We start from the raw sequence: 26,839 nt of genomic DNA, 5'->3' as shown, positions 1-26,839 counted from the left end.
CACTTAAATATCCTGAATTTATGACCATTTTCAGTACGCCGATAGTGTACTGACATAGAGGTTGACAGATGTTTCACATCAAGTAAAACTTATTATAGTTGCTTAACATAACTTCTCTCTTAGAATATTTATAGCTAAACTCAACCCTGGTTGTGTGGATTCTCGTGACCAAGGTGTTCAGTGTGGTTATAAATAGCCTAGTCAAAATCTTCCTATTAGATGTTTTTCCTTGAGGAGGAAAACTTCTAAGCTAAAGTTGGGAGTTTAAAGAGCAGAATTAACACAAATCGGAAGTACTCTTCCGAATTTGACAATCTAGACTCTTGCACCTGAGAGCATATATGCCTTAGGTAATATTTAATTAATCTCTCTTGTGGAGATACCATATCACGAAAAAGAAATTAAATTGATTCATTATTAACATTCTCCAAAGAACTTATCCTTTACCTTAGAAGGTGAACAGGTGTGACTTTTCCCATGCCTTGATGTCTTTGGCGAGTGTACTTAAAAGCATTGGCTTGTGATGCCACTTCCCCAAGCGTCAGCTATTTCTGTCCGGAATTCCGGTAAACTAAGTCTGACAGATGGTGGAAATAGTTTTAGAGAAACGGTTAAGTAAATATCGGAGTGGTAGAACTAATGTACTATCAAGGTGCTGTTGAAGGAGCTGCCAATACAGAATCAGGTAGCCGAATCTTCGTGTACGAAGTGGTAGGTCTGCGTCAGAGCGAAGAAACTGATCAAACAAACTACCAAATTCGTAAGAGTGGCAGTGTGTTCATCAAAGTGCCTTACAACCGCATGAATCAGGAAATGCGACGCATCACTCGCCTGGGCGGCAGAATTGTTAGCATACAATCGGTCGGGGTTTTACAACAAGTCAATGGTAAAGCTTCATCCGAAGTTGCTAACACTGAAGCGATGAGCCAAGCCACATCTGCTGAATCTGCTGATCGAGAAGGAAATGGTAAAGCCACACCTGTGAATGCTGGCAGTGAAGAGAAAGGCCTTGCCGAATCAACAGCCCAGCCACAGTCCAAGAAGAAGGATACGAAAGGCAACACCATGACTCAAGCGAAAGCCAAACACGCTGACGTTCCTGTAAACCTTTACCGCCCCAATGCTCCGTTCATTGGTAAATGCATATCTAATGAAGCATTAGTGAAAGATGGCGGAATTGGTATTGTTCAGCATATCAAATTCGACCTTACTGGTGGCGATTTACGCTATATAGAGGGTCAAAGTATTGGCATTATCCCGCCGGGAGTGGACAAAAACGGCAAACCAGAAAAGCTGAGACTGTACTCGATCGCCTCCACACGCCACGGCGATGATGTAGATGACAAAACTGTATCACTGTGTGTCCGTCAATTGGAGTACAAGCACCCAGAAACTGGCGAAACAGTATACGGTGTATGCTCAACTTACCTATGTAACCTCAAGCCTGGGGATGATGTAAAAATCACAGGCCCGGTGGGTAAAGAAATGTTATTACCTGCCGACGAAGATGCTAACGTCATTATGATGGCAACAGGAACGGGTATTGCTCCAATGCGTGCTTACCTGTGGCGGATGTTCAAGGATAACGAAAGAGCTGCTAACCCAGAATATCAGTTTAAAGGCTTTTCTTGGTTAATATTTGGTGTTCCTACAACTCCGAACATCCTCTATAAGGAAGAATTGGAAGAAATCCAAGCGAAGTATCCTGACAACTTCCGTCTGACTTGTGCCATTAGCCGCGAGCAGAAAAATGCCCAAGGCGGTAGGATGTACATTCAAGACCGCGTAGCAGAACACGCAGATGAGTTGTGGAATTTGATTAAAAATGAAAAAACACACACATATATCTGCGGTTTGCGGGGTATGGAAGATGGTATTGATGCGGCTTTAACAGCGGCAGCAGCTAAAGAAGGTGTAACTTGGAGTGATTACCAAAAAGAACTGAAAAAAGCTGGTCGCTGGCACGTAGAAACATACTAAATTTGGTTATTAGTCATTGGTCATTTGGTCATTAGTCATTAAATGACAAAAGATAAATGGCAAATAACACTAGTAGGGTGGGCAATGCCCACCCTACAATTGTTGTTGGTGGAATTGGGTTAAAATTTGTGGGTGTAAAGCTGGGAATACTAGGATTAGGTACAGTAGGCACAGGTACGGTGCAGCTTCTACAAAATAGTGCCGGACGTCACCCTTTATTGCAGGATATGGAAATATATCGGGTGGGAGTGCGATCGCTCGATAAAGAGCGTGCAGTAAAATTGCCAGAATCAGTGATTACGACAGATTTAGAAGCAATTGTCAACGATCCGCAAGTAGACATTGTTGTTGAAGTTATCGGTGGACTCGAACCAGCGCGATCGCTCATTCTCAAAGCAATTGAAAATGGCAAGCACATTGTTACCGCTAATAAAGCGGTAATTTCTCGCTTCGGAGCGGAAATTTTTACTGCTGCCAATCAAGCTGGTGTATACGTCATGCTAGAAGCTGCTGTCGGTGGTGGTATACCTGTAATTCAACCCCTCAAGCAGTCTTTAAGTGTTAACAGCATCCACACTGTCACTGGTATAGTTAACGGTACAACTAACTATATCCTCACACGGATGCAAACAGAAGGCAGCGATTTCGGCGATGTCCTAACCGATGCCCAGCAATTGGGTTACGCAGAAGCCGATCCAACTGCTGATGTTGATGGCTTGGACGCCGCCGATAAAATTGCTATTCTCGCTTCATTAGCCTTTGATGGACGCATTAAACTGCAAGATATTTATTGTGAGGGTATTCGGCAAGTGAGCAAGACAGATATTGCCTATGCCGAAAAATTAGGATTTGTCATCAAACTCTTAGCTATTGCCAACAAAGTTACTCCCCCGGCAATTTCTATCCGAGTCCATCCAACTTTAGTTCCTAAAGCTCACCCCCTATCCAGCATTAACGGCGTTTATAACGCCATTTTGGTTGAAGGTGAACCAATTGGACAGGTAATGTTTTTCGGCCCAGGTGCTGGTGCTGGGGCAACTGCTAGCGCTGTAGCCTCGGATATTTTAAATTTAGCAGCAACACTGAAAGCTAGCACGACAACACCAAATCCATTGCTAACCTGTAGGCATCAAGACTACTGCCAAATTGCTCCCATCGAAGAACTAGTTACCAGATTCTACGCCCGTTTTCTAACGAAAGACCAACCCGGAGTAATTGGTAAATTGGGTACTTGCTTTGGTAATTATGGTGTGAGTTTAGAATCGGTTGTGCAAACAGGCTTTCAGGGAAAACTAGCAGAGATTGTTGTTGTTACCCACGATGTGAGAGAAGGAGATTTTCGGCAAGCTCTAGCAGAAATTCGTACTTTAGAAGCCGTAGACAGTATTCCAAGTCTACTACGGGTATTATGAAAGGACTAGCTGGTGGTGGGTTGATAGTCATTAGTCATTGGTCATTAGTTTTCTCTGTTAACCACTACCATTAACCACTAACAGTCCCTAATTATGGCTTAATTAGTTAGATGCACATTGTACTGTTATTAGGGTAATTACAATGACAAATATGCCTCCCGATCCCAAGTCATCTGAAACAAATGTCCTTGGCTTCGATGAATTTATTGGCATTTTATTTGCCTTTGCCAGTATTGGGGCAGTTCTTTTTTGGTCGTTTTTCCGCAATCACTTTGAGTGGAACTTACCCAGCATACCCTTGCCAGCTTCTACTCTACCTGCAACTCCTGCTCCTTCTCAAAACACCCCGCCTGCGGTGATGCCTCTTCCCAGAGTCGCACCGTCTGAGTTACCTAAGGGACAAAGATCTTTACTACCCTCCTCCAACCCCATCAAACAATTTCCACTGGTTATTCCCACTGAAAAAAAATCCACTATTCCTCCGCCGATCGCATTCACCGATATACCTAACAACTTCTGGGCGCGTAGTTATATCAACGCCCTTTCCTCTCGCAATATTATTAAAGGCTATCAAGATAATTCGTTTCGACCAAATCAGCCTGTCACCCGTGCAGAATTTGCCGCCATACTCCAACAGGCTTTTGAAAATGAGCTAGGAAAAACCAAAAATAAAATATCTTTTCAAGATATACCAAATCAGTTTTGGGCTAATTCAGCAATTGACTTAGCTATTAGCACTGGGTTCTTAAAAGGTTACCCTGACAATACCTTCAAAGCACAACAAAATATACCACGAGTACAAGTATTAGTAGCCCTTGCTAGTGGGTTGAATTTAAATACTCCCACTTCAGCAACTAAAGTTTTAAATATTTACCAGGATGCTAAAGAGATTCCAGGATATGCGCGTAATCAGGTAGCAGCAGCTACAGAAAATGGTCTTGTAATTAACTATCCCAATCCGAAAGTTTTTGCTCCTAATAAAGAAGCTACCCGTGCTGAGGTAGCGGCAATGATTCATCAAGCTTTGGTACTAATAGGAAGATTAGACAGGGTTCCATCCCAAACAATTGTACAATTGCCTGAACAAATCAAAAGATAACTGCAAAATACAAATTACATTAAAGTGGTCAAGAGTTACTAAAATTCTTCTTGACCACCTGTAGAGGAGGCGATATCCAGCAGTAATTCATAGCGCACCAGCGTTAGAAATCGCCATCTGCACTGAACTACTCAGAGTTTAAGCGTCTTTACCAACAACTTGTGATTTCAAAGTAGCAAGTTCACTGGTTAACTCTTGCCTAGTTGAGGCTTTGAGTAAATAGCGGTAAACAAACCACGCAGAGTAACCAATACCAATCAATTCAAAAGTCGGTGCAACTAAGGGAATATCATTCAAAGCATCTAAAATCGCCAAGACAACTTTCACAGCAACAATTGCTGTCACGATTAAACCAAAGGTAACCAGTGGTTGTTTGTACTTATTAAAGAAGGTTCCCAGATATTCAGGCAGTGTCGCTAAAAAACTAGAGGCTATTTCCCCATATTTTAGCCATTGTTCTTGAGTCTGCGCGCCGGGTTGGATTTTTGTTATGGTTCCCGTTTGATTGTTGATTTCTGCCATCATTGCCTCTGGAGATTTGGTTTCCACTACTTCCGGTTCTTGCATTTCCGCTCCCATAATTTTGACAGTTGAATTACTCTTATCCGGACTAATTACAACCAAAAGGCTGTTAGTAGGAGATGTACAGGGACATCACTACCACAGATTTTTTGGCACAAAGAGGCTCTAGTTGCCTATAACCATAATTGCTCCTTAACCACTACTTCATCAACTACAGTTGATTAGATCAGTAGTAAGGTATTAGCTATAACACAGTTGGTAAACTTAAGCTAGTACTTTTAGTTCGTTTTATTGTCGAACCAAAATCCTATGTCTATTGTTGTCCCATGTACTGTGGGTTGCATACCATCGTACTCAAATCAGTACAAATCATGCAAAAAATTTAGATCACCTCTTAGTTTATACAAGTTTAGATGCCGATCCTAGCGGATATTTAGGCAATCTTAAGCTGCTATTCTCAATTGAGGAAATGTTATTGATATAAATATTTAATAAAAGTTTTTATGTATTCAATCAATCTAGACTTTAAAGCCATTTTATGGTATGCTGATCTTGTTAAGAAGTGCAAATAATATGAATTGAGTCTGTCAAAAAACAGAGTAGTTATTCTACTAAGAGGAGCAATGGAGCTTTAGTGGCAAAATAGAGCTTGAAGCGAAGAAAAAGTTTTAAGTCTTGCCCCTGAAGATGCCTCTAATGGCATTTTCAAGGGAGAGTTTACTAATTAGCGCAAGTGACAAATGATATGAATAGATTAAGCAAGAATCATTAATGTTGCTGAAGAACTTAACTAATAATTTAGTCGTTTATCTACAAAAGCAACCAAATTTATTCTTGTTTATATGTCTCTATCTGTTGATCCCAATCAGGAATTTCTGCATTGTCACCACCAATACCAATTCCTGTATTGTAGATGTCGGCATTAGTGATAGTAAGGTTTTTCATCGATGCGCCATAAACATTAGAGTCAGAAATCATGGCGTTAGTAAAATTGACACCATTGAGATTAGCCTTTTTGAAATTCACATTAGTTGCAAAAGCTGACTTGAGATTAGCTCCTTGAAGATTTGCACCGGTAAAATCGGCACCCTCAATATTTGCTTCTTCCAAGTTTGCTCCTTGAAGATTGGCACCTCTCAAATCAGCACCAATCAAATGCGCTCCACTGAGATCAGCTCCTGATAAATCGCACTGGATACATTCCCCAGTTGATAAAAGCTTTTGTACTTGCTGCGGATTTGCAGCGTTTACTACGCTGGTAAAGAACAGGGGAGTCACTAAAGTGAGAGCTGTTAGAAGCTTGGTTTTCATATTTCCCCCTTATTTAATTAACATGCTTCCGTTCTTTTCCTCACAATTTCATTGTCTCACTAAACTGAGTGTGAAATATTGATCTATATCACACTGAGTTAGCGATCGCATTCAAATTTCACGTCATAACTAATCAAAAACATTTAGTCATTGATATAACTCAATGTCTATATTTTTAACAGTATATGACTCAAGTTAAAAATTATCACAATCTATGGCTGTAGAAATTACATCTGTTTTTATTTCCTAACAAAGTCATGAAATAAAAATAATATTTTTACCTCTACTTTAGAAATTTCAGTGACATAACTGTCATTTTTATCAGAAATCAATTTTACAGACAACCGAGATATCTCTGATTTTTCAAAAAAATATTACGTTTTCAGGAGAAAATATTTTATATTAACTAAAGATTTTATACAATCATTTATTAAACTCAATAATTGATGATTTCAATTCAGAAGTTTACAAAAGTTAAATTATTTTCAGCCACTATGTTTGTATATAGGAATCCGGTTTGATTACTGAAAAAATTAAGTGTGTTATGACTTTAGTCTCGCACCTAACCCTTGAAAAGGTGCGTTATGCTTCGCGACAAAACACCCTACGTGTTTTTCAAAAATCCAATCTGAGTCCTATATAAAAATTTAAATTTTATATTTCAAGTCAATCAATTATTTAAAAATATAAAATGTATTGACTACTAGAAGACATCAGTCAAATTAAATTTAAATAATGGGCAATACAATACTTTACTTTGCAAGTATTCAATTTAAGCTATCATATCAATATATAACTTATTTACAGTTGATTGAAAAAAGTATATTTATCTACAAACTTTATTTTCAATATTTAGATACTGGAATTGAAGATTGAGCGCTGAAAAATCATAGCTTAATAAAATCTATAATAGTGAAAATACTATGTAGTGTATCAAAAATCTGATCAAGCACATAAAAAGTCATTTGTATGACAATACAATAGCTAAAATCATCAGTAAATTTGATATAAAATTGGATTAGTTAGAGCATCATCTTATCTAAGTGAAAAAAGAAATATAAGTAAAAATGTATACTTAACTACTCCCTGTAATTTGCTCCAGACAAGGTAGATACTAAACATAAAAATTAGCTCAAGGAATGAGGCTCATAAGTTCGACTTGCGATTAAAATAAGCCTACTTTACAAAAGCAAGATGAAGTGAGTTTTGGTAGACTAACAGAGCTTTATGGTGTCAAACTTACCGCAAATTAATGGTTTTTTCAAGCTTTGACCCCTACACTTAGTTGCCGTATAGTCATAATCTAACCAAACAGAAGGCTTGATTTATGGTTCAAGAGCTTGAACGAAAACGCTTGTTGGCAAATTTCCCAGAAACAGCCCCAGCAGCGAATCCTGTGTTTTTTAGAACTTACAGTCGTAGAGAGGCAGGGCTACGAGAGACATGGGATCGGGTATGCGATCGCACTTTACGAGGTTTAATCAGCTTAGGCAAACTGCTTCCCCAAGAGGTTGATATCTTAGAGCGGATGCAACGTAACTTAAAAGCACTGCCCAGCGGCAGATGGTTATGGGTTGGTGGTACAGATTGGATAGCTAAACCACAGAATTTTTCTGGAGCATACAATTGCACCTCTACCAACCTAGAAGATTGGAGTGCTTTCGGGTTGATGATGGATTTGGCAATGATGGGGTGCGGAACTGGAGCTATTCTAGAACCACGATATATTAACCAACTGCCACCAATTCGCAATCGCTTGAATGTATATGTAAAGGGAGAAATTGGTACGACTCCACGCCCAGAACGCCGTGAATTGACAGAAGTCAAAATCGAGGGCAGCGATCGCGTCACTATATATGTTGGAGACAGCCGCCAAGGTTGGGTGCGATCATATCAAAGCCTACTGGAACTTTCAACTGACGAAAAACTTGCCACAGAAATTCAAGTCACAGTCAATATTAGTGATGTGCGTCAAGCAGGTGAACCTCTCAAAGGCTTTGGAGGTGTTGCTAATCCCGTGAAATTGCCAGGGCTATATCAGCGCTGTGCTGCCATCCTCGATCAAGCGGTAGGACGACAATTAAATTCCGTTGAATGCTGCCTGCTCATTGATGAAGCAGCTGTCACAATTGTTGCTGGTAACATTAGACGTTCAGCTGGTATGCGTCAAGGCTTGAGTGAAGATAATTTATTTGCCGACGCAAAAGCTAACCTTTGGCAGCAAGATGAAAACGGCAACTGGCGAATCGATCCTGAGCGTGATGCTCTCAGAATGGCAAATCATACCAGAGTTTTTCACCGTAAACCGACATTAGAAGAATGTATTGATGCTGTTCGTAAACAATATTACAGTGGCGAAGGCGCTATTCAGTGGGCTGGTGAAACTGTAGCTAGGGCAAATACTGATTTATTGTCAACGCCAGAATTAAAAAAAGATTTCTTGCAAGCTTATGAACAAGGAAACGCCAAGCAGTGGATACAAGAACGCCACCCAGATATAGATGCTAATGAATTAGAACATCGTTTGGGTAGGTACGGATTAAACCCGTGTGGTAATTAATTATATTTTGCCTCACGTAAAAAACTCGGCAAAATCGGTGAAGGCTGAGATGCTAATACCGAGGTAACTGCGAGAATTAAAAAGCTTGCAGCACCGTACAGAGTAGAGGGTGAACCTTAGAAGATTAAAGATTTAAATAATTTGTGTAATCTTTAACTCTCAAGAATATAAACCTCCACGAGTGTCGAGCTACCAAATGATGGTAGAAAATGTACTCGGAGCTAGCACGAATTAGGAAGTGCTAGAGCTAGAGGATAAAGAGCCTCTAGGATAACAAATTGGAAATTATTGGTAGTAACTTCCACTGTAATTTATCAGAAATCCACCTTAATCAAATTGACCCAAATAACTACAAAGAACAAAAAGAAGCTTTTACAGCAGGTGCGCTATCTGTAGCAGCACTTTTGCATCACAAATTTAATGAGCCTCGCTATCAATACAGCCGTGAATTAGATCCAATTGTCGGTGTTTCTTTCACAGGTTTGTTTGATTTCTTTGTACATGCTTTTGGAGTTGATTGGTTGCGCTGGTGGGCAGAAGGAAGGACTGACACTGTTCAAGGATTGGCATTTAAGCGCAAAGAGCAGGAATATCTGAGTATGTGGAAAGATACTGTGCATCAAGTGGTTTGGGATTACTGCGATCGCCACAGTATCAAACGTCCGAATCGCTGCACTACAGTTCAACCTAGTGGCACCAAATCTTTGTTAACCGGGGCAAGCCCAGGGTGGCATCCACCCAAAGCCCAAAGATTTATTCGTCGGATTACCTTCCGCAAAAATGATCCGGTAGCCTTAGCTTGTATTGAATATGGCTATAATGTCATTCCCTCTCAATCAGATAAAGATGAACAGGGAAATTTATTAAACGATCCCTTTGATCCACGAGTTAGTGAATGGTTGGTGGAAATTCCTGTTGCTGTACCTTGGGCTGATCTACCTGGTGCTGACGAAATAGATATTAGTCAATTTAGTGCTTTAGCTCAGATGGATTTCTATATGCAGGTACAGAAATTTTATGTCCGACATAACACCTCCGCCACTATAGAAGTGCGAGAGAACGAAATTGAAGCTTTGGGAAGTCGTATATACGAAGCTATTCGTGATGACGAAGGCTACATAAGTGCAGCTCTACTAGCAAGGTTTGACGATCATCAAACTTTCCCACGTTTGCCTTTTGAGCCAATTACAAAAGAATACTATGAGCAACTCATGCAAGAAGTGGAAATGCGTCGTAGAACTAATGATTTTCATACTGCATTGAGTAAATATGACTCAGGTGAATTAACAGAAGTTGGGCCAGCAGGATGCGATTCTGATAAGTGTATGATGCCTTCGGAAACTAAGCTGTAAAGTATATATAATTAAAGTGGTGATATAAATAGTTATTTATATCACCACTTTTTAAAGGACAATTCTAGATAAGATCTATAGAAAAACTAAAGAATTTAAAATAATAAAAATTAATTTTATATAAACATAGAGATCCCCGAACTCTTTGAGAAGTCGGGGATCTCATCTTTATTTCATTTTTAACTTAAAGAATATATTTTATGTTTTTATAGTTATTTGAGATTTTAGTAAACTTTACTATATAGTAATTTTTTGCTGATCTGGGGTCTTATGCCTTTCTGACAAAAATCACTCAAGACGTTAGGATTAAGAAAAATCGCAATTGTCATCCTTAGGCTTGGAGAATATTTATGTTCCTTGCTGAACTTACACCCATCTTTAATCAATTAACCCAACACCCAGTCTCATTTGTCGGCGGATTTTTCTCTGGTTTGCTCAGACTCAACCTAGCTGATGATCCTGTTAAAAGTTGGTTAGATCAACAGAGGGGTTATTCTACCTATACAGCAACCTCGTCTGAAGCACACAATGGCAAAGCTAGTGGTCCTCAGTCAATTGCAATTGAATAAAATTCAGTTTTTCTAAATTTTGTCTTTAATCAGGTTTGCTGAAAATCAGCAAACCTGATTTTTATATTTTTCTCACTAACCCTTATCGCTGCTAGACGTATAAATGTACTGACAATTTATTAATACATAAAAGGAAACTATAAGCACAATCACCTCATCTCAGTTAACTTAGAGAAATGCACTTATCTGTGTTGGAGCGATCATCTAAAAAATAATTTCATCCCTACTAATGAGAGTTATGCTTAGAATTAAAAATATAGCATCTGCATAAATAGGTAGATTTTAGATAAGAAGCATCAATAAAAATAAAACAAAATTATTTTAGCTATTAAACAGACTACACATATAAGGTAGTCTGATTTGAAGTTAAAAGTGTTTGTAAAATCTCATACTTTGAAAAAAGTCAAGATCGGTTATTATTATGAGCGTATGCGAAAGTTCAGCCTTAGCATTGATTGAGTAGTAGATCATCTAACCTTTTGGTTGCTTGCCTACCACTAAATTGTGCCACCGTGAATTAGACCAAACGAAATCAATTCAATATTGATGCTCTGCGGACTTTTTCTTCGGCTGGATCAAATCGCTTGAATTCAGACTTACGTGATTCAGATGACTATTTACGTTGGAAATCTCTCCTACCGCGCTACCGAAGCAGATTTAAAAGCAGTTTTTGCTGATTATGGCGAAGTTGTAAGAATTGTATTGCCTACCGACCGTGAGACAGGTAGAATGCGTGGCTTTGCTTTTGTTGAGATGAGTGAAGACGCCCAAGAAGATGCAGCTATTACAGAACTAGATGGTGCTGAATGGATGGGTCGTCAGCTCAAAGTTAATAAAGCAAAACCGCGAGAGGATAACAACCGACGAGGTAGTTGGACGAAAAAACAATACTCTTAAAAGCAACGAAAAACAATATTAGCAAATAGTTTTCTATTTACGCAAGCAAAAATCGCGAAAAGCGGCTAGGCATAACTCAAAAGACAATACTTGAATAGCTTGTTAGCATAATGGCCGACTAGTCATGACATTTTTTTGTAGTCATGGTTAGTTGGCTTTTGCCATAAAAAGCTTTGTCACCAGCTATATTAAAGAGCTACTGCATTACCCCCAGAAATTACAAGTCGGGAGTGCATTGTGCATATGTGCATCAATGTATAGCAAAAAGCATGGAAAGTTAGAACAGACAATTTTTTAGCAGCGATCGCACAAGCTTACCAGATAAGTAGTTGGGCAAAATTAAATTCATTCGTGGAGATAGGGAACTCTTAACAGGGAACAGTAAAACAATGTGTGTAGTTAATCCTGTCTGAGTACTTAAAAATTGATTCATCAATAACAGTGAAATTAAAATATTATTGCCCAGTTAACTTGTACTAAATTTGACAAGAAAAATATTTACTTACACAGTGGTTATATTGTCATTTAGCTACAAGGGCTGATTTTGACTTATTAGTCATTATTACCAAGGGTCAGTGCATAACAAAACAATCTATATTACCAGTAAAACTAGGTAAGTTTTCTTAAAAGGGGATTTTAAATGAGCAACTAATTTGGTGTAGAGCCATACTAGGCTGATTTCTTTAGTTTGTCTAAAATCAGATTTCAATTGTCAAATTACCTTTCTAAGATAGAGGCAGCAACCTCAAGTTGCTATAAACGGGATCATTCCCACAACAAGCCGATCGCTAGGGAGGACAAAAATAATGACTAAAGCGGCAGAATCATTAGAGCGATCGCTCATGGACGCTACAGCAGACCGTAGCTTAGATCGTGATTGTACTACTTTGTCCCGTCATGTCCTGCAGCAACTTCAGAGCTTTTCTGCTGAAGCACAGGACTTGAGTGCGCTGATGAATCGGATCGCGCTGGCTGGCAAACTCATTGCTCGTCATCTCAGTCGTGCTGGCTTAATGGAAGGCGTTCTTGGATTTACTGGGGAGACTAATGTTCAGGGAGAATCCGTCAAAAAGATGGATGTCTACGCCAACGATGTATTTATCGCAGTGTTCAAGCAAAGCGGGTTAGTATGTCGCTTGGCTTCTGAGGAAATGGAAAAACCTTACTACATTCCCGAAAATTGCCCCATTGGTCGCTACACTCTGCTATACGACCCAATTGATGGTTCATCCAATACGGATATCAATCTCAGTTTGGGTTCCATTTTTTCGATTCGTCAACAGGAAGGAGAAGACACGGACGGTTCCGCACAAGATTTACTTGCACCAGGAGGCAAGCAAATTGCTGCTGGATACATCCTGTATGGGCCAAGTACGATGCTGATCTATACTATAGGAAAGGGAGTTCACTCTTTTACTCTTGATCCTAGTTTAGGAGAGTTTATTCTCACCGAAGAAAATATCCAAATTCCCAGCCACGGGCCAGTTTACAGCGTTAACGAAGGGAATTTCTGGCAGTGGGATGAGTCGATTCGCGAGTACATCCGTTATGTGCATCGTACAGAGGGCTATACAGCTCGATATAGCGGGGCAATGGTTAGCGATATTCATAGAATTTTGATCCAAGGCGGTGTGTTTCTCTACCCAGGCACAGTTCAAAAACCAGAAGGGAAACTACGGTTACTGTATGAAACTGCTCCCCTAGCGTTTGTGATTGAGCAAGCGGGTGGTCGCGCCACTACGGGACATGAGAACATCTTGGATGTGGTGCCAAAAAAATTGCATCAACGCACCCCTCTAATTATTGGTAGCAAAGAAGATGTAGCGAAAGTAGAGTCTTTTATTCAAAACGGCCATTAAACATTGAGAATTGTTGATGGCTAATGATAGCAGTGCGCAGAGCAGGGGTTTCCACGCCACTTGTGACGCTGCTTTACGTAGGGTACAAACTGCCCTTCGGAACCTCTAGGGGCGCACTGTCTTTCTAAGGCATGGCTTTTCTCCTTCTTGCCTTTGTTCGCGGCAGAAGCACATTTTTCTGTGCTATTGAAATTTCTGGGTAAGTGACTAGCGTGGGTGATTTTCCATATAGTTCACCAACGAATCGATTGAAATCAGCAACTGGTAATTAGCAAACTTTTGAACAATATCCATAGAAAAGTTAATTAATAGGAGTGAAAAGCTTGTTATGACAACAAATCATTTATTAGAGATTAAAAACTACGGTCAGAGTATCTGGATGGATAATTTGAGCCGTGACATTATTCAGTCTGGCGAATTGAAAGATTTGGTTGAAAATAAAGGTATTTGCGGGATTACCTCGAACCCAACCATTTTTGAAAAAGCGATCGCTGATAATGCCATGTACGATCGCGATATCGAAGCCGGAGTTCGGGCTGGATTACCAACCTACAAAATATATGAGTCGCTGGTGTTTAAAGATATCCGCGATGCCTGTGATATTTTACGCCCTGTTTATGAAGCCTCAAATGGGTTGGATGGTTATGTCAGCATAGAAGTACCACCCACAATTGCTCATGATACAGAAGCGACAATCGCCGAAGCGCGTCGCTATTTCCAAGAAATTGGTCGGGAAAACGTCATGATTAAAATTCCCGGCACAGAATCTGGTTTACCAGCAGTCGAGCAAGTGATATCCGAGGGCATGAATGTTAATATCACACTGCTGTTCTCTGTACAAAGCTACATCAATACAGCTTGGGCTTATATTCGTGGCTTAGAAAAGCGAGCAGCAGAAGGTAAGGACATAAGTAAGATTGCTTCTGTCGCTAGTTTCTTCCTCAGCCGGATTGACAGCAACATCGACGGCAAAATAGACGCCAAGCTAGCTAAAGGCGTTGATGATATCAATGTAGAAGCAAAACTACGGAAAATTCGAGGAAAAGTAGCGATCGCTAACGCAAAGATTGCCTATCAAGAATATAAAAAGATTGTACAAAGCGATCGGTGGCAAGCCTTAGCGGCAAAAGGAGCAAAAGTGCAACGCTTACTCTGGGCAAGCACCAGCACTAAAGATCCCCAATACAATGACGTGATGTACGTCGATGAGTTGGTTGGCCCCGAAACCGTTAACACCTTGCCACCAGCGACAATTGAAGCTTGTGCCGATCACTGCGATGTTGCAAACCGGGTGGAAACAGATGTAGAAGAGGCTTACAACTTAATCGAAAGCCTCAAAGATCCAGACGTTAACATCGACATCAACGCGGTGATGGACGAACTGCTAGTCGAAGGTATTGACAAATTTGTCAAGCCCTTTGAATCCTTGATGAATTCTTTAGAAAACAAGGTCAAGCAGTTGTCACCAGTGTAGAAAATAAGGACTGGGGGCTGGTGACTAGGGACTGGGAACAGGACAAGGGGACGCGGGAACAAGGAAATACGGGGAATGTAAATGAAATCTCTCCCAATCCCTGATCCCAATCTCCAATCTCCAATCTCCAATCCCCGATCCCCAGTACCCAATCCTCAAATCCAAAATCCAAAATCCAAAATCCAAAATTGTTATGGTCAGTCTGCTAGAAAATCCCTTGCGGGTTGGTCTGCAACAGCAAGGAATGCCCGAACCTCAGATCATAGTTATCTTTGGTGCTTCCGGAGACCTCACTTGGCGTAAACTTGTGCCATCGCTTTATAAATTGCGACGGGAACGGCGCATTCCACCAGAAACCACCATCGTTGGTGTGGCTCGTCGAGATTGGAGTCACGAATATTTCCGTGAACAGATGCGGAAAGGTATGGAAGAGGTTCATGGCGGTGTTGGCCCGGAGGAACTCTGGCAAGACTTTTCTCAAGGTCTGTTCTACTGCTCTGGTAATATCGATAACCCCGAAAGCTATCAGAAACTGAAGACTTTGTTAAAAGAGTTAGATGACAAACGGGGAACGCGGGGGAACCGAATGTTCTACCTGTCTGTTGCCCCTAACTTCTTTGCTGAAGCCATCAGACAGCTAGGGGGTGCAGGAATGCTAGACGATCCCTACAAGCATCGCCTAGTCATCGAAAAACCCTTTGGTCGAGACTTAGCTTCTGCCAAGAGCCTAAACTTAGTAGTACAAAAATATTGTAAAGAACAACAAGTCTATCGTATCGACCATTACTTGGGTAAAGATACAGTTCAGAATCTGTTGGTGTTCCGCTTTGCGAATGCGATTTTTGAACCGTTATGGAATCGTCGTTTCGTTGACCACGTTCAGATTACTGTTGCTGAAACCGTGGGAGTTGAAGACCGGGCTGGCTACTACGAAACTGTCGGTGCATTGCGAGATATGTTGCAAAACCACCTGATGCAACTTTTCTGCTTGACAGCAATGGAAGCGCCTAACTCAATGGATGCTGATAGCATCCGCACGGAAAAGGTTAAAGTGCTACAGGCTACTCGTTTAGCTGATGTGCAAAATTTAGATCTTTGTGCAGTACGCGGTCAATATAGTGCTGGATGGATGAAAGGACAGTCTGTACCAGGGTATAGGCAAGAACCAGGAGTTAACCCCAACTCTACAACAGCTACCTACGTGGCAGTAAAGTTTCTTGTTGATAATTGGCGCTGGCAAGGAGTTCCCTTCTACCTGCGTACTGGTAAGCGAATGCCGAAGAAAGTCAGTGAGATTTCCATCCACTTCCGCGAAGTTCCTTCCCGGATGTTTCAATCCGCAGCACAACAGATGAATGCCAACATTTTAACAATGCGGATTCAGCCCAACGAAGGAATTTCCTTGCGTTTTGAAGTCAAGATGCCTGGGGCTGATTTCCGCACCCGTTCTGTTGATATGGACTTTAGTTATGGTTCATTCGGCATCGAAGCTGCTACCGAAGCCTACGATCGCTTATTCTTGGATTGTATGATGGGCGATCAGACATTGTTCACACGGGGAGACGAAGTAGAAGCCGCTTGGCAGGTGGTAACACCAATTCTTTCTGTTTGGGATGCACCCGCAGATCCAGCAAAAATTCCTAGTTATGAAGCTGGCACATGGGAACCCGTGGAAGCGGAATTGTTAATTAACCGAGATGGCCGTCGTTGGCGCAGACTCTAGAAGGCAGAAGGCAGTAGACACGAAGTGGCTTCCGAAGGTAGGCAGAAGGGTTAATATCATTTTGATTACTTCATCCTTCATCCTTCAAACTTCATGATTCAAACTTCATAATTCATAATTCAATTGCTATGACTTCCCAAGCTTCTACAATTTTTTCACTTCAGGCTCCGAAAGATGTCTCGCTTTCGGACATTGAAGCGGAACTCAGTCAAATTTGGCAAAGCTATGGTATCGCCGGTGAGGACGGTACACTTCCTGCTGCTACACGGGCAGCAACATTTACCTTAGTGGTTTACGAACCCGAAGAAACTCAACATTTGTTAGCTGCCTTGGGATTTTACAATGGCCCAATTGATGGAATTCTTGGGCCGCAAACAGAAACGGCACTACGGGAAGTGCAGAAAAAATATGGATTGGCAGAAACTGGAACTGCTTCTACTGAAACCCTAAGTTTATTGCGGGAAGAAGTTGCCAAACGCCGCAAGAGTGGGGAGACGGCTGATAATGGTGCAGGTACTGCAATCTCTAGCTTTGATACACAAAGTCCGAGAATAGCAGATGAAATTGCCCTCCGTAATCCGTGTCGTATTATTGCTCTGTTGCCAGTAGTTGGAGAAGACGAAGGCGTAAAGGTGCAAGTCTCCGCTTATTGTCCTATTCAAAAGGGTTCGTCAAGTACTCTTGTTTGCTGTGAATACATCACTCTGACTGGTACTGCTGCCGCTTTAGAACGAATAGGTGGTATGGTTCCAGCACTGTTAATTGGCGGTTTGCCCAAATTTCTCTGGTGGAAAGCAACTCCCGATCCAAATAACAACTTATTTAAGCGACTGGCGGCTGTTTGCAACAATGTCATTGTCGATTCCTGTAACTTCAATAAGCCAGAAACAGATTTGCTCAGTCTACAAGCATTGGTAGAAAATGGTGTACCCTTGGCAGACTTGAACTGGCGTCGGCTGTCGGCGTGGCAAGAGTTAACGGCTGAAGCTTACGATCCACCACATCGCCGTGCTGCCCTGACAGAAATTGATAGAGTCAACATTGACTACGAAAAAGGCAACCCCGCGCAAGCCTTGCTGTTTTTAAGTTGGTTTGCAAGTCGCTTAAATTGGCATCCGGTTTCTTATCAGCGAGAAAGCGGTGATTATGATCTCATGCGCGTTAGCTTTCTTACCAAAGACCAAAAGCAAGTAGAAACAGAGTTAGCAGGAGTTCCCGTTGCTGATGGAGGTGAAATTTCTGGTGACTTGATTGCTCTACGCTTGAGTTCCACTAATCCACAGGCTAATTGTGGTACGCTGATCTGTTCGGAAACAGGTGGTTGTATGCGTATGGAAACTCAAGGCGGCGCTCAGTCTTCTGGATTATTTCAACAAGTAACTTCACTCTCCGAACAAAAAGCAGAATTTCTGCTCAGTCAACAGGTACAACGCTGGGGGCATGAAGTCTTGTTTGAAGAAAGCCTTGCTGTGACAGCGCAAATTCTAAAACTTGCTCAAAGCTAATGCTTAATGGCTAATGGCTAATGGAAAAATAACTATTAGCAATTAGTAATTAACATTTAGCAATGTCTTTAATTATTGCAGGTGAACGCAGCGGGGTGGGTAAGACGACAGTCACACTCACCCTGTTGGCATCTTTATGTCGAGAGTCAAAACGAGTACAATCTTTTAAAGTTGGGCCAGACTATATAGATCCGATGTTTCATCAGCACGTTACTGGACGTGCTTGTCGAAATTTAGATCCGGTACTGACTTCGGAATTATACGTAAAGCATTGTTTTATATACCACAAACAAAACTGTGAATATGCGCTCGTAGAAGGGGTAATGGGGTTATTTGATGGTGTGAACCGAAGAGCGGAACAAAGAAATTCTTCTATCCCCCCATCTCCCTATCTCCCCATCTCCCCATCCTCTTTTGCTAGTACGGCACACGTAGCACGGCTGTTAGATTTACCTGTAGTATTGGTGATTGATTGCAGCCGCTTGTCTGGTTCAGTAGCAGCGATCGCTCACGGCTATCGTTCTTTCGATCCGAGAGTTAAAATGGCTGGGGTAATTTTAAATAGAGTGGGGAGCGATCGCCACTTGCAATTACTCCAAGATTCTCTTGAACCTTTAGATTTGCCTATTCTTGGTGTACTGCGACGTGAAGATAACATTTCTATTCCTGATCGCCATCTCGGTTTAGTACCCACAGCAGAACTTCCTCAATTGAATGCATTAATTGATAGACTTGCTCATTTGGGTAATACTTGCTTTGACTGGGAAAAATTGTTACCTCTTCTAAGGACTAGGCAAGAGAACACGGGGAATGAAGAGAACAAGGGGACACGGAGACACAAAGACACGGGGAATAGTTTTCTCTTTGCGTCACCGCGTCTGTCCATCTGTGCGTCTTCTTCCAAAACTCGAATCAAAATCGCAATTGCTCGCGATCGCGCTTTTAATTTTTACTATCAAGACAATCTCGACTTGTTACAAAAACTTGGTGCAGAACTTATTTTCTGGAGCCCCCTGGAAGATGCCGAACTACCAGAAGGTATACAGGGAATGTATTTCGGTGGTGGTTTTCCAGAAGTATTTGCCCAACATTTGGCAGAAAATACTTATGTTCGTGAAGCTGTAAAAACAGCCATACTTGCGGGGATGCCTACTATAGCCGAGTGTGGTGGGTTAATGTATTTGTGCGAGCAAATAGTTGATTTTGAGGGTAAATCTTGGCCGATGGCAGGATTGTTACCCACTAAAGTAATAATGAGCAAGGGTCTAACTTTAGGATATCGCCGCGTCCTAGCCTTACAAGATAGTTTGTTAGTGAGTGCAGGTACAACAATTTATGGCCATGAATTTCACCGCTCTTGTTTAATACCAACTCCCGCTCAACCATTATTTGAAACTTGGCGCTTTGATTCTGAAGAGTCAACAGGATATGAGGGATGGTGTTTACTCAAGAATCTTCATGCTTCATACATTCATCTGCATTGGGGCGAGTATCCAGAAATTCCGCAGCGATTTTTAGAGAGTTGTCTTATACCAATTTCTCTTGAAGATGTGCTTAATATTAAAAAACGTAGACGCGCAAGCGGCTTGCCGCAGGCTACCACAAAGAACACAAAGAAAAAAAATTGATGATAAGACTTGCAAATCAATTTGAATAAGTAACTAATTTTTTGCAGCGATCGCGTTAATTTTTTCATTTAATTCTCGAATCCGACGAGACAAAATCCCAATAATATTCACGGCAATTTCTGGTGTTTCATCAATAGCTTCATAAAGTTGCTCTTGTGTTAGTTCCAAACATTCACAAGCTTCTAAAGTTGTTGCCGAAGCAGAACGCGGTTGAGCGTCAAAAACTGACATTTCACCAAAAGATTCACCTTTGGGAAACACTGCTAGCTGTTGGTTGCCAATATGAACTTTGACCTTACCAGAAACGACAATATAAAGCGATCGCCCCTCATCTCCTGCTTGAAAAATAGTGTAGTTTGTTGGAAATGCCAACTCATCCATGACTGAAGCCAAGCGAACAATAAAATCATCGCGTAATTCTTTAAAAATAGGTACTCTACGGACAAATAATAAGCGTTCAACGGTAGTTAGCATAAAATTAGGTTATAACTTCTTGATTAACTCTTGCACTTGAGCAACTACAAGTGGGTGGGGGTCTTTTTGCAACTGTGGTAAAATTTTCATCAGAATGCGAGGCGATACTGTACTCAAATACGCTACTGTTGCTTCTCGAACAAAGCCTGTGGGATGACGCAAACTTCTGAGAACTTGTTCGCTAGTCAGTCGAATATTAGCAACCTGGGCAAAATGAAAACAACAAGCCACGCACCAATCAGAAAGCAAATTATCACGTGCTAACAAAAAACAGGTGCGTTTGCCAATCGTCATCTGTTCGTAATTGGTAATTCCCGCATCTATTAAATGTTGCAATTTTTCTGAGGGCGATCGCCTATCTAAGATATTGAGTAATACAGATTTACTTTGCAAATTGACACTGTGCTCTAAAATCTCTAAACCTCGTGCTAAGTTTACCAATGATTCAGACCGCAAATTGAATGCTGCTGCTTGAATTTTATCTGTTGGACAAATTAGCTGTAGTAGTAACAATAATCGCTCTTGAGCATCGATTTCTACTTCTAATAGCGCGTGTTGCAGAAGAGATAGAACAACTACAATTTTTTTGTCTGAGTTATAAACCTCTAAAGTCTCTTTTGCTTTTAAGTCGATGTTTTGAGCATAAATTTGATTTTGAGTTTTGAAGTCTATATATGCAGCGTAAATAATACCTAAAAAACCTAGTTCTTCTTCAATGAGTTTTTTTACCTGATTTTCATAAAAGCGATGCTCCAAAGAAGTGGCTTCGCGAGCAGATAAAACTAAAACTCCCTTTTGTTGTAGTCTTTTCAATAAGGTACGGAGAATGTGACCTCTATTTTTACCCCTAGATAATTCTAGATGCTGCCATAAAGTATCTATTGCTTCTAAAGTGGAAATTTGACCGATAGTACGCCAAGCATACATCCGGACAATTTCTGGTTTATAAATATCAGTGGCTAAGTTTATCAAGATTGGTAAGGCTTCATTTTCTAATCCCACTAAAGCACGCATAGCTGTAGTTCGCGTTGATTTATACTGAAGTCCTAATAGTAGCGCTGTATAATACTCTTCTAAATGGGTTGCTGCAATTGTTTCTAAAACTGCACAACGTACTCCTAAAGACTCATCCTGTAATAAATTTGGTATGTAAATTCGCAGCGCTTGCAAGTAAACTGCTTCTCTAAGCGCTCTGACTGCATTCACTCTTTCCCGTTCTTGTTTGTGAGTGAGCATCCGCCGCAAAGTTTTGGTTGCGGTTGACTTTTGTATTGACGTTCCCTGACGTAACAATAAGGCAGCAGCAGTTGCACGAATAATTGAGTGTTGTTCTTCTGTTAAGTATTGTTCTAAGATACTGACATCTGGATCTGGCTTGCACAACCAAACGTAACGTAAGGCAAGAGCAAAAACTTCTGGACTAATCAGGTATTGGGGTAACACTAACAAAGCTCGGACTTCTGGCAAATAATTAGGATTTGCACCTGCCGTCAATAGAATCTCTAAACTAGGTTTTTGTAATGAAGGGGGAAGCTTGACGAGCAAGGGTGCTAACACTTCTGTTGCACTTTGGGGATCAATTTGAGATAAAAGTTCGATACAAGAGCGTTTATCTGCTTCGGTACCTTTTTCTCCTAAAGCTTTGACTACTCCTTGTTTAAATGTGCGTAAATCTATGTCTGTTGCGCTCAGTTGTCCTCGTTCGGCACTTAAGACTAATAAATTAACGTAATGCGATCGCAACAACCAAATTACTCCTAAACAACACACAGCCACAACCGTAGTTTCTGCTACCATAATCATGCTACGTGCGGACACGGGCAAAAATAGCTTTCCCAGCCAGAGAGTGATGAGAATAACTACACCTCCAATCCCAGCACCAAAGGCGTCTGCAATCCCTCCTGAGAATGACTGAACGCTGCTGCGAAAGCGATCTGGAATTGGTTGAAAAAGCAAAGGGCTACTGCTAGCAACAAAGGTATAACGTAAAATTTCATCTAAGAACTTGAGAATTACTAAACCCCATAAAAGATTGTGGCTATTGCTCCGAGATAATAAACCCAGCAAGGGTAACGTTAAGGGTATAACAATACCTGCGATGACAGGTAAAGTTGCAGCAGTAATAAATACTCCAAAGCGTTCCAGAGCGCGGCTAGAAATAAATAACTGCATTCCTAACTCGCACACTCCCATAGTCCCACCTAATAAACTCAAAAAGGTAGCGATATCTTTACCCTGAAAATTTAATTTCAACTGAGTCAAATATTGAAAATCTATCAATACTCCCATTGCTTGTATGAGAGTAAAAAACGCAAATAACAACCAGGCATAATGCTTTAAAGAACCATAAAGGCGTTGCTGTTTATAGTGCTGGGCTTGTTTTGTTTGTCTTTGAGGAACATTAGGAAAAGCCTGCGAATAATTTTTACTTAGATATAAAAGAATCCCTGCTCCCAAGACAACGAAGATACCAGCGAAGGGCATAATCACATTATTGAGATCTACGAATAGCAGCAAAAAAGGTAAACTAAAGCCGCTAATAACATCAGCTACTAAAACGCCACTGCTAATGATTGGGTAGGTGCGCTTAATTTCCCGAATATTGAATAATTGGTTAGCTGCAATCGAGGTATTGAGATCGTTAACAATGTAGAATGCATCTACCCATAACCGCAGGATGAATATGATAAATATCGAAAGTAACGAAATATGTAAACCCAGATGTAAAAACATCAATGGCACAAACATGCAGGGGGCGATCGCCACTATCACCTGCCGCAAGGGGAAAATTTTTTGCAACCAAGAATAGAAAAAAACCAAGACTCCACCCATGAATGCACTGGCTGCGTACATCAAAGGCAGGAGATCAGATCCATACTCATCTAGAAACAGTGCTACTGCGGAATCCTCTGACCATCGTAATCCTATTGAGGTAGTGGTATAAAAAGCAAACATTAACCATGTGCGATCGCTCTCCTCAGGTCGAAGATTTACCCACTTTAGCAGTCGCGACAGAATTATTTTTCTTTGGACAGGCTGGTAATTTTTCAGTTCCATGCAGTTTTACTTTCTAGTAATTGCACCCCTAAACGCACAAGTAAAATATATAACGATTTATTTGAGATGTAAGAGTAGCATTTTTGTTGAAGGGATGCATCTTTACAATCTCAATCAGATTTATTGAAATAGCAAAAATCCCGATCAACTGAGTATATTTTTCCCACTCAGCGATCGGGACTTTCAATTCGGCTGTTGAATTTAAATCAATATTATTTATTTCTTAGGAGACAGAAGCATCATCATATTTCGCCCCTCTTTCTTTGGTGCTTGCTGTACCTCGGCAACCTCTTCTAAATCGGCAGCCATCCGTTTGAGCAGTTCTTCTGCCATGTCGCTGTGTTGAATTTCTCGACCACGGAACATTACAGTGGCTTTTACTTTATCACCATCTTTGAGAAAACGTTCTGCTTGCTTGACACGCACATTATAATCATGCGCCTCTATCTTATAGCGCATCTTCACTTCTTTGACATCAGCAGTATGTTGTTTCTTACGCGCTTCCCGTGCTTTCTTCTCCTGCTCAAATTTATATTTCCCATAATCCATAATCCGACAAACTGGCGGATCAGCCTTATCACTGAGCAGTACCAGATCCAGCTCTTTTTCCTCTGCTAGTTGTAGCGCTTCCTGTGGGGACATAATTCCCAATTGTGCACCATCAGTGTCAATAACCCGAATTTTCGGGAAACGAATTCTTTCATTAATTTGGGGTAAATCGCGGGTTCTTTTTTTCTCTGTCACTGCCATTATGAGTTGTGGGAGCTGATTTTTAAGAATAGGGCTTGGTTTGGTATTGTTTTATTTGCCTCATGAGCAAACATAATTGAATATCTGAAGGACTGAAAATAGTCTGTATTTCCAGGGTAGCTAATCCATCAGATATTCTCTTATTGGTTGTATTTGTCATTCTACTCATTCTGAGAGGATTTCTATCTAATCGTTAACCTAAATTACACAACTGCAGCATTTGTTAACTATTGTACTATTTCTTTGTGACAATGTTAACATTGTAATCTTTAAGTATAATTATCAGGCTTGTGCAGCAAAATTCAATACTTACTGAATAGGGACGCAGAATTCTAAATAAACAATACAGCACCTAGAATACAATTTATAAAACTTAGACGCTCGCTTTGACTTCTGTAGACGTACCTTGGTGAAGCTTACCAAGGAATTCTTTGTTTTTTCCTGAAAAATAAGTAATATATTTTACAATAACTATATTTTTTCTAAGTATAATTTCTGCTATATCTTTAAAGTGTTACTACGGTTAGATACTAGGTACTGTTTTTTCTTGAGAATGTGATCAGCGATCGCTTTCTAGCAAAAACCTAAACACAAAACATCAACGACGCAGATATCAAGCGTTACCTTAGAAGTCGTAATTAAGCTGATATTGACACTCTCACCGTCAATCCGCAATTCATCATCTAGTTACAGTCGGTGTTCCATTTAAGATAGAAATAGCAGTATTCCTATGGCTAATAAACTTGGAGGAAGTGTGAACGGCACAGTTCACTGGCAAGAACGAGTAGGTAATCAAAGGGACTGGGTTTGGCGGGGTTGGCAAACCCGCTATACCTACATTCGCCATACCCAAAATCACTACAAGGCAACACCTTTAATTTTGCTACATGGATTTGGTGCTTCTATTGGACATTGGCGACATAATTTAGAGGTGTTGGGAGAACAACACACAGTTTATGCCCTCGATATGCTGGGTTTTGGTGCTTCTGAAAAAGCAGCTGTTAATTACAGCATCCAACTATGGGTAGAGCAAGTTTACGATTTTTGGAAAACATTTATCCGTCAGCCTGTAATTCTAATAGGTAACTCTATTGGTTCGCTGATTGCCCTAGCTGTCGCTACTGCCCATCCAGAGATGATCCAGGGTGTAGTGATGATGAGTCTACCAGATCCATCATTAGAGCAAGAGGCTATTCCTGCTTTACTACGACCTGTTGTCACGACAATCAAAAATATCGTAGCTTCCCCGTTGTTACTCAAACCCCTATTTTATCTAATCCGCCGACCAAGTTTTTTGCGTCGTTGGGCTGCGATTGCCTACGCTAACCCAGAGGCAATCACAGATGAACTGATAGAAATACTAGCAGGGCCTCCTCAAGATCGGGGTTCTGCCCGCGCTTTTACTGCATTATTTAAGGCTACAATTACTGCTAATTTTGGGTTTAGTGTCAAATCTTTATTGCCAACTTTAACAATACCTATGCTACTAATCTGGGGGAAAAATGACAGATTTGTTCCCCCAGCCCTTGCTCATGAATTTGCTCAGTACAACCAAAACTTAACACTACTCAATCTAGATAATGTAGGGCATTGCCCCCATGATGAATGTCCAGAAACAGTGAACCAGGCTATTTTGGATTGGATTATTTCAGTCGCTAATAAATAAGTCAAAACACATATCCCTTACTTCTTTAGAATAAGTAAGGGATATTACAGCACGCAAGAAGAGTCTTATGTTTTACTCAACATCAAGACACTAAGCAAAATGACTATATTGTCAACTGCCTAGCCAATAGTCACTTGACTAGTATCGACAGAAGTGGCTCCATTTACTGAGCGCGCAACAGAAACCATCTTGTTAAGAATGTCCTGACTGGGAACCTTACCTTTTAATACAACCGTACTGCCTGTTTGAGCAACCCAGAGAGTTTCAATATCAGTCAACTGCTGATCTTGATCAAACGCAAGCGCTACACGTTTTGCCAAACCACTTTGATCATATTCTCCATTCAATCCCATGCGTTCAGGGGCGATTTGTTGAGTTGCAGCAGGTGTCCCTGAAGGTTGTTGTTGTACTTGTTGAGGAGTAGGATTTACTTGTGCGTTTTGAGGCTTTTCTAGTCCAAAAAGTCTTTTAAGCCAACCCATATACTTTTTTCCTGGGATAAATAAGATTTCCACATGAAAGCATAAAAGTTAAATACAAAAGCTACATCTACCTAACATCTGATATGCAGCAAAAATGACTTCTACCAATGGAGCAATAATGGCATAAAAGCCGTTCAGTTCCCCAAATTTTGAAAAAAGTCGGGGAAAGTTTCTTACCCTACACCCTTTTTCAAGACAGCCATTCACACCCGGCTTTAGCACAACCAATCATGAAAAAACCTCTTTGTGTTCCCTGTTCCCTATTTTCAAGACAGGTTTGAAAACTGACTTACTTCATTCCACGGTAGGATTTACACTTCTCTACAATTAACCTATGGCAGTTGCCGGATAGATGAGGACAATGTCTAATCATCAAATCAGGACATAAAGCGGCTTTCAAGCCTGCTCCCCATTTCCTGTTAAAAGTTCCCTGCTATAACAAGCGTTAAACTTCATTGCAAACTAAGAAGAGAGGTAAAACAACATGATAAGTTTTGAAAACGTGAATCAATAACTCTA

Annotated in this window: 18 protein-coding genes and 2 pseudogenes; 13 read left to right on the top strand and 7 right to left on the bottom strand. The window is 40.7% G+C overall.

Annotation, left to right across the window (positions count from 1 at the left end):
* The first annotated feature begins 639 nt into the window (after window positions 1–639).
* From petH to U2718_RS12970, 3 genes are all read left to right on the top strand, one after another.
* Entirely contained in the window at window positions 640–1,980 is a 1,341-nt protein-coding gene (petH, locus tag U2718_RS12980) for a ferredoxin--NADP reductase (protein ID WP_341998558.1), read from the top strand.
* Between the two features lie 128 nt (window positions 1,981–2,108).
* Complete coding sequence (locus tag U2718_RS12975) at window positions 2,109–3,392, top strand: homoserine dehydrogenase (RefSeq protein ID WP_341998585.1); 1,284 nt, start codon at window positions 2,109–2,111, stop codon at window positions 3,390–3,392.
* A gap of 142 nt (window positions 3,393–3,534) precedes the next feature.
* Window positions 3,535–4,491 (top strand): S-layer homology domain-containing protein, encoded by a 957-nt coding sequence (locus tag U2718_RS12970; RefSeq protein WP_341998556.1) that lies wholly within the window; start codon window positions 3,535–3,537, stop codon window positions 4,489–4,491.
* A gap of 138 nt (window positions 4,492–4,629) precedes the next feature.
* On the opposite strand, the gene U2718_RS12965 is transcribed toward U2718_RS12970, so the two are convergent.
* Window positions 4,630–5,070: a CAAD domain-containing protein gene (locus U2718_RS12965; RefSeq protein ID WP_341998554.1), complete on the bottom strand. Its 441-nt coding sequence runs from the start codon at window positions 5,068–5,070 to the stop codon at window positions 4,630–4,632.
* Between the two features lie 771 nt (window positions 5,071–5,841).
* A complete protein-coding gene (locus U2718_RS12960) occupies window positions 5,842–6,324 on the bottom strand; it encodes a pentapeptide repeat-containing protein (RefSeq protein WP_341998552.1) in 483 nt (160 codons plus the stop codon).
* 1,327 nt (window positions 6,325–7,651) lie between these two features.
* Here U2718_RS12960 and U2718_RS12955 point away from each other — a divergent pair.
* The 4 genes and pseudogenes from U2718_RS12955 to U2718_RS12940 form a co-directional block, all read left to right on the top strand.
* A pseudogene (locus tag U2718_RS12955) lies at window positions 7,652–8,878 on the top strand (ribonucleoside-triphosphate reductase, adenosylcobalamin-dependent); the annotation flags it as partial.
* Window positions 8,879–9,165: 287 nt separating this feature from the next.
* Window positions 9,166–10,236: pseudogene (gene nrdJ, locus U2718_RS12950) on the top strand (ribonucleoside-triphosphate reductase, adenosylcobalamin-dependent); the annotation flags it as partial.
* A 350-nt stretch (window positions 10,237–10,586) separates the two neighbouring features.
* Window positions 10,587–10,805, top strand: coding sequence for a hypothetical protein (locus U2718_RS12945; RefSeq protein WP_341998550.1), 219 nt, complete (start codon window positions 10,587–10,589; stop codon window positions 10,803–10,805).
* A gap of 609 nt (window positions 10,806–11,414) precedes the next feature.
* A complete protein-coding gene (locus U2718_RS12940; RefSeq protein WP_289791276.1) occupies window positions 11,415–11,702 on the top strand; it encodes an RNA recognition motif domain-containing protein in 288 nt (95 codons plus the stop codon).
* A 277-nt stretch (window positions 11,703–11,979) separates the two neighbouring features.
* Here U2718_RS12940 and U2718_RS12935 read toward each other — a convergent pair whose 3' ends face one another.
* Window positions 11,980–12,135, bottom strand: coding sequence for a hypothetical protein (locus U2718_RS12935; protein WP_411813274.1), 156 nt, complete (start codon window positions 12,133–12,135; stop codon window positions 11,980–11,982).
* Window positions 12,136–12,508: 373 nt separating this feature from the next.
* Here U2718_RS12935 and fbp point away from each other — a divergent pair, with 373 nt between their 5' ends.
* From fbp to U2718_RS12910, 5 genes are all read left to right on the top strand, one after another.
* A complete protein-coding gene (gene fbp, locus U2718_RS12930) occupies window positions 12,509–13,561 on the top strand; it encodes a class 1 fructose-bisphosphatase (protein ID WP_341998547.1) in 1,053 nt (350 codons plus the stop codon).
* Between the two features lie 328 nt (window positions 13,562–13,889).
* Complete coding sequence (gene tal / locus U2718_RS12925) at window positions 13,890–15,035, top strand: transaldolase (RefSeq protein ID WP_341998546.1); 1,146 nt, start codon at window positions 13,890–13,892, stop codon at window positions 15,033–15,035.
* Window positions 15,036–15,228: 193 nt separating this feature from the next.
* Window positions 15,229–16,758, top strand: a complete 1,530-nt coding sequence (gene zwf, locus U2718_RS12920) for a glucose-6-phosphate dehydrogenase (RefSeq protein WP_341998545.1) — start codon at window positions 15,229–15,231, stop codon at window positions 16,756–16,758.
* Between the two features lie 128 nt (window positions 16,759–16,886).
* Window positions 16,887–18,263, top strand: coding sequence for a glucose-6-phosphate dehydrogenase assembly protein OpcA (gene opcA, locus U2718_RS12915; protein WP_341998542.1), 1,377 nt, complete (start codon window positions 16,887–16,889; stop codon window positions 18,261–18,263).
* A gap of 62 nt (window positions 18,264–18,325) precedes the next feature.
* Window positions 18,326–19,891 carry a cobyrinate a,c-diamide synthase gene (locus U2718_RS12910; protein ID WP_341998541.1) on the top strand — a complete coding sequence of 522 codons (1,566 nt, stop codon included), beginning with the start codon at window positions 18,326–18,328 and terminating at the stop codon, window positions 19,889–19,891.
* A 33-nt stretch (window positions 19,892–19,924) separates the two neighbouring features.
* Here the strand turns inward: U2718_RS12910 and U2718_RS12905 are convergent, their stop codons facing one another.
* From U2718_RS12905 to infC, 3 genes are all read right to left on the bottom strand, one after another.
* Window positions 19,925–20,365 (bottom strand): Crp/Fnr family transcriptional regulator, encoded by a 441-nt coding sequence (locus U2718_RS12905; protein ID WP_341998538.1) that lies wholly within the window; start codon window positions 20,363–20,365, stop codon window positions 19,925–19,927.
* Window positions 20,366–20,374: 9 nt separating this feature from the next.
* Window positions 20,375–23,422, bottom strand: a complete 3,048-nt coding sequence (locus U2718_RS12900; RefSeq protein WP_341998537.1) for an MFS transporter — start codon at window positions 23,420–23,422, stop codon at window positions 20,375–20,377.
* A 216-nt stretch (window positions 23,423–23,638) separates the two neighbouring features.
* Entirely contained in the window at window positions 23,639–24,172 is a 534-nt protein-coding gene (infC, locus tag U2718_RS12895) for a translation initiation factor IF-3 (protein WP_289791268.1), read from the bottom strand.
* Window positions 24,173–24,926: 754 nt separating this feature from the next.
* Here infC and U2718_RS12890 point away from each other — a divergent pair.
* A complete protein-coding gene (locus tag U2718_RS12890) occupies window positions 24,927–25,838 on the top strand; it encodes an alpha/beta fold hydrolase (RefSeq protein WP_341998582.1) in 912 nt (303 codons plus the stop codon).
* Window positions 25,839–25,957: 119 nt separating this feature from the next.
* Here U2718_RS12890 and U2718_RS12885 read toward each other — a convergent pair whose 3' ends face one another.
* Entirely contained in the window at window positions 25,958–26,320 is a 363-nt protein-coding gene (locus U2718_RS12885; RefSeq protein WP_341998534.1) for a phospholipid-binding protein, read from the bottom strand.
* Window positions 26,321–26,839 lie beyond the last annotated feature (519 nt).

The sequence above is a fragment of the Chlorogloeopsis sp. ULAP02 genome, from assembly GCF_038404745.2.
Taxonomy (GTDB): Bacteria; Cyanobacteriota; Cyanobacteriia; order Cyanobacteriales; family Nostocaceae; genus Chlorogloeopsis.
This window is presented reverse-complemented; position numbering and strand designations above follow the sequence as displayed.

Excerpts from the sequence above, each read along its gene's own strand:
- U2718_RS12900 (WP_341998537.1), bottom strand. The coding sequence starts at position 23,422 with ATGGAACTGAAAAATTACCAGCCTGTCCAAAGAAAAATAATTCTGTCG.
- U2718_RS12960 (WP_341998552.1), bottom strand. The coding sequence starts at position 6,324 with ATGAAAACCAAGCTTCTAACAGCTCTCACTTTAGTGACTCCCCTGTTC.
- zwf (WP_341998545.1), top strand. The coding sequence starts at position 15,229 with ATGGTCAGTCTGCTAGAAAATCCCTTGCGGGTTGGTCTGCAACAGCAA.
- fbp (WP_341998547.1), top strand. The coding sequence starts at position 12,509 with ATGACTAAAGCGGCAGAATCATTAGAGCGATCGCTCATGGACGCTACA.
- U2718_RS12910 (WP_341998541.1), top strand. The coding sequence starts at position 18,326 with ATGTCTTTAATTATTGCAGGTGAACGCAGCGGGGTGGGTAAGACGACA.
- U2718_RS12905 (WP_341998538.1), bottom strand. The coding sequence starts at position 20,365 with ATGCTAACTACCGTTGAACGCTTATTATTTGTCCGTAGAGTACCTATT.
- U2718_RS12965 (WP_341998554.1), bottom strand. The coding sequence starts at position 5,070 with ATGGGAGCGGAAATGCAAGAACCGGAAGTAGTGGAAACCAAATCTCCA.
- opcA (WP_341998542.1), top strand. The coding sequence starts at position 16,887 with ATGACTTCCCAAGCTTCTACAATTTTTTCACTTCAGGCTCCGAAAGAT.
- U2718_RS12885 (WP_341998534.1), bottom strand. The coding sequence starts at position 26,320 with ATGGGTTGGCTTAAAAGACTTTTTGGACTAGAAAAGCCTCAAAACGCA.
- infC (WP_289791268.1), bottom strand. The coding sequence starts at position 24,172 with ATGGCAGTGACAGAGAAAAAAAGAACCCGCGATTTACCCCAAATTAAT.
- U2718_RS12935 (WP_411813274.1), bottom strand. The coding sequence starts at position 12,135 with ATGAATCAATTTTTAAGTACTCAGACAGGATTAACTACACACATTGTT.
- tal (WP_341998546.1), top strand. The coding sequence starts at position 13,890 with ATGACAACAAATCATTTATTAGAGATTAAAAACTACGGTCAGAGTATC.
- petH (WP_341998558.1), top strand. The coding sequence starts at position 640 with ATGTACTATCAAGGTGCTGTTGAAGGAGCTGCCAATACAGAATCAGGT.
- U2718_RS12940 (WP_289791276.1), top strand. The coding sequence starts at position 11,415 with ATGACTATTTACGTTGGAAATCTCTCCTACCGCGCTACCGAAGCAGAT.
- U2718_RS12970 (WP_341998556.1), top strand. The coding sequence starts at position 3,535 with ATGACAAATATGCCTCCCGATCCCAAGTCATCTGAAACAAATGTCCTT.
- U2718_RS12945 (WP_341998550.1), top strand. The coding sequence starts at position 10,587 with ATGTTCCTTGCTGAACTTACACCCATCTTTAATCAATTAACCCAACAC.